Annotated in this window: 4 protein-coding genes; 3 read left to right on the forward strand and 1 reads right to left on the reverse strand. The window is 62.4% G+C overall.

Annotated features, from left to right (window positions below; genetic code table 11):
- The 3 genes from OSA81_13525 to OSA81_13535 form a co-directional block, all read left to right on the forward strand.
- Positions 1–675: NYN domain-containing protein (locus OSA81_13525; GenBank protein MDE0900021.1), on the forward strand; the 675-nt coding region annotated here is incomplete at its 5' end.
- Between the two features lie 65 nt (positions 676–740).
- On the forward strand, positions 741–1751 hold the full coding sequence (locus tag OSA81_13530; GenBank protein MDE0900022.1) for a hypothetical protein: 1011 nt from the start codon (positions 741–743) through the stop codon (positions 1749–1751).
- 452 nt (positions 1752–2203) lie between these two features.
- Entirely contained in the window at positions 2204–2560 is a 357-nt protein-coding gene (locus tag OSA81_13535) for a hypothetical protein (protein ID MDE0900023.1), read from the forward strand.
- 53 nt (positions 2561–2613) lie between these two features.
- Here the strand turns inward: OSA81_13535 and OSA81_13540 are convergent.
- The coding region (locus tag OSA81_13540; protein ID MDE0900024.1) for a hypothetical protein at positions 2614–2955 on the reverse strand (342 nt) is incomplete at its 5' end.

A 2955-nucleotide genomic window follows, 5' to 3' on the forward strand; every position in this document is an offset into this window, starting at 1 on the left:
AGCAGCCACGTCAGCACGGCTGTTCGCCAACATCGTCGCAACCAAGAAGCAGCGCCAGTCATGACCGTGACGTTGGCGGCCTGGCCTACGAGGTCCAGGAGAGGCTGTCGGATCACCGAGCCGCGCAACGGCCTCACCGATGCGCGGCTCCACCTGATCGATCTCGACAACCTGCACTGCGGGCCGTACCCGTCGGACCGGATCATCGAACTCGTCCGCACCGACTACGAGCGGATCGGTTTCAGCCTGGGAGACCTTCTCTTCGCGGCGTGTCATCACCCGCCCGGGCGCAGGGCCGGCAGGGCCCAGAACCGCACGTTCAAGCTGCGCCAGTCCTGGCCGAAGTGCTCGATGCGCCTTGCCCACGGTGTCGATGGCGCCGACCTGGAACTGCTCGCCAATGCCGACACCTTTCTGGCCAACGGCGATGTGGCTTCGCGGTTCGAAGACGTGGTCATCGCCTCAGGCGACCACATCTTCGCACCGGCCGCCAGGAGGTTTCGACAGGCGGGCCTGACGGTCCATTCCGTGGTGTCCCTGGAACAGAGCCTCGCCCGCGAGCTGCGGGAGGAAATCAACGGCTGCATCTGGCTGCTCCCGGCCGGAATCTGCATTAGACACGACCATGCACGCCTCGATGGCCTGCAACACGCGCTTGCTGCGAGTACCAACTGAACGCGACATGGGACGGTGACTACATGAGTGCGAAGACGATCCAGATCGACCAGGCCAATCGGTCGGTGACGTTTCCGGAGACGACTGTGATAGATGAGCTGGTTGTCGAGCTGTTTGACAGGTCGGTAAGCGACGAGCGGCACGAGCTCTACGACAGGGTTCTACGGGCCGGCTCCTATGCCTACCTGGAGGACAGGATCGGCAGCTTCCTGGCGACGACGGCCACAATCATCGGAGCGGAGTTCCAGTACCTGAAGATGTTGTTTGATGCGCGTCAGCACTCGATGGCGACTGCGGAGAAGGGCGAGATCGGTGAGGATTCGGTGTTGACGGAACTCACTGTCCTGGCCGAGCGGCGCGGCTGGGCTGACGAGATCGCCGGCACGGGAGGTGCCGGCGGCACGCTCGACGGAGGCGCCAACAAGACCGGAGACGTGGTGGCCCACATCGGGGGAACGGACGGGCCCTGCCTGGCTATCGAGGTCAAGTTCGACACCAAGACCGCGATCGGCGACGCGTCAGACGCCAAGCACGAGAAGAACAGGACCGACACGGCGTGGAGCCAGTTGGTGGAATCGGCGGCGAACCGCGATGCCGACATCGCCATGATCGTGTTCGACCAGAGTTCAGCCTCGGCGAGCGTCAGGAAGAACGTGCCGGACATCGAGTGGCTGCCCGGCGGTGGACTGGCTGTGATGGTCGACGCCGGGAGCGGTGACTTCCGCAACCTCATCGTGGCCTACACCTTTGCCCGGGCGATCCTGCTCGAGGACTCCAGGTCCCGGCTCGACGCCGGACTGCTGTCGGTGGTCGTGTCACGTGTCCTCACCGAGGTGAAGAGGTGCCTCCAGGTGCGTCGGCACGCGGAGGCCATCGTCAGCAGTGCACTCGCCCTCATGGGCGATCTCGAGCAGAGCGATGCGGCCCTCGAGTCCATTCAGGAGATGCTCACCGCAGTGGACGCGGATCATCCTCTCGGAAGCACAGAACTGATCACCCTCCACAAGGGTGAGGACGTGCGCACAGCCATCGCGAGGGTCGGCGAGGAGCTTGCCGACCTGGACGGTTCCGCGTAGGGCCACCCACGGGTGGTAAGGCACCAAATGTCAGGACGCGACCATGCCCCTCCCTTCTTCTACTCCCCGCCGTGCCGCCAGCCGGGATCCGGGTTGATGTGAACCGCCCCGGGCATTGTGCCGGCGGTGATGTTCTGTGGTTACTGCCGGCAGGGCTCAGCGATGAATGCGAGGGCACGTCCCGGGTACTCTGCGGCCGGGTAACAGTCTCTGTGGCGTGTTCGCAGTTCTGCCAGCGCCTTGTGGCGACTGGGGTCTGATGAGACCCTGACGGGAGGCTCCACCCGACAAGTGGGGGCCGCTCAACAGGGCAGTGATCCTCAAATAGGTGATACGCCTAAGGATTGTCACTCACCCTCTCCATAATGGAAAAGGTGGCAGAAATAGGGCAGGTCACCGCCAGACGAGACAGAAAGGATTGTGGGCGTAGAGAAATGAAAGATGTGATGCGGATGACCATCGAAATTCTCAAGGGGTACGAGTTCGGAGACTCCCGCTCTTTCATACCCGTCAACTACGACAACCTGCAGTCATGGAAACAACTCAAAAAAGAGGTTGACGAGATCTACGCGAAGGGCGGCGTGGTTGATCTGCCCGGCTACGAATGCCAGTACACCGAATATGACTCGGAGACCGGCACGTGGACCACTACCCCTCCGCCCGGTAGTCCGGCCGCCATCGAAGCTGAACGCCGAACCAACCGCAACGAAGAGCAACTGGACTTCGGGCACTACGAGATCCCCAGCCGCACCCGGCCTAAATGGGGGTCACCGGACGTCGGCCGGTTCGGCTACCCAATCGACCGCTGATCCTTCAGCCTCAGCAGGGCACGGTGATCTCGCGGAGTAATGAGACGATGCGACTAACCCGGGTTGCTGGGCGTAATGGCCATCCAGGCGACGAGATGGACGTCGGCGCCGTTGATCGGGCCGACCGGGTCAGGAGGTACCGGAGGTTGGAGTGCGAACAGGTCGATGAGACGTTGGATCTCTTCGATGCGTTGCCGGGGAGTGTCGAGCCGTAGAGCCTTTCGGAACGATCGGGTGATTCGGTTTGGGTAGTTGCTCAAAAGTCGTTCAGAACGGTCACGGATCTGGTTGACGGTGAGCAGGTTGTCCGGATTGGAGTGAACCAGTTCTTCGGCTTCTCGCATCGACAACGGAACACTTGGAGCGAGGTTCGCAGGATCTGCGGCCCACATCCA

It is taken from the genome of Longimicrobiales bacterium, from assembly GCA_028823235.1.
Lineage (GTDB): Bacteria > Gemmatimonadota > Gemmatimonadetes > Longimicrobiales > Gaopeijiaceae > UBA2589.